At 49.6% G+C, this 827-nt stretch carries 1 protein-coding gene; it reads left to right on the forward strand.

Annotation, left to right across the window (positions count from 1 at the left end; translation table 11 throughout):
• The coding region (gene rsxC / locus B3180_RS05305; RefSeq protein ID WP_286843425.1) for an electron transport complex subunit RsxC at window positions 1-827 on the forward strand (827 nt) is incomplete at both ends.

Genomic DNA, 827 nt, shown 5'->3' on the forward strand with positions numbered 1-827 from the left:
GCCCATGCCTCGGGTCTGCCTGAGCAAGCCATTGTCATTCATCCGGATGGAGAAGAACGCTGGGGCAACAAACATGCTCTGCCCGACTATCACGATGTTGAAATATCGCGTTTGCTGGAGCTGGTTCAGGAAGCGGGTATTGCCGGTCTGGGTGGCGCAGGTTTTCCTACTGCGCAGAAACTGGCACAACAAAAACCCCTTAAGCATTTAATTATTAACGGAGTTGAATGCGAACCCTATATTGCCGCCGATGACCGTCTAATGCAGGAGTATGCAGACGATATTATTGCCGGCACCCGAATTTTACAGTACATCACCCGGTGTAACTCAGTATTGTTTGCTATTGAGGACAATAAGCCCGAGGCAATAAAAGCCATAGCTGCGGCTATTGATGATGACACGCAGATACAGCTTAAAGTGGTGCCAACCAAGTACCCTTCCGGTGGCGAAAAACAATTAATTGAGCTGCTAACAGGCCATCAGGTACCCAGCGGCAAGCTGCCCATGGACATTGGTTTACTGATGCAAAACGTAGGTACCGCATATGCTGTTAAGCGCGCCATTATTCACGGTGAGCCTTTATTAGAGCGAGTGGTGACCCTAACCGGCGAAGCATTAGAACAACGCGGTAACGTCTGGGCCTTATTAGGTACCCCTATTCAACATTTGCTGGATGAATCCGGTTTTAATCCGGAAAAGAAACAACGAATTATTATGGGCGGCCCGATGATGGGGTTCACCTTACCCAGTACCGAAGTACCGGTCATTAAAACCACAAACTGCATTTTAGCACCAACCGATCACGAGCTGCCGGCTCCTGGCCCCGA

The sequence above is a fragment of the Idiomarina sp. UBA4206 genome (genome assembly GCF_002383015.1).
Taxonomy (GTDB): Bacteria; Pseudomonadota; Gammaproteobacteria; order Enterobacterales; family Alteromonadaceae; genus Idiomarina; species Idiomarina abyssalis.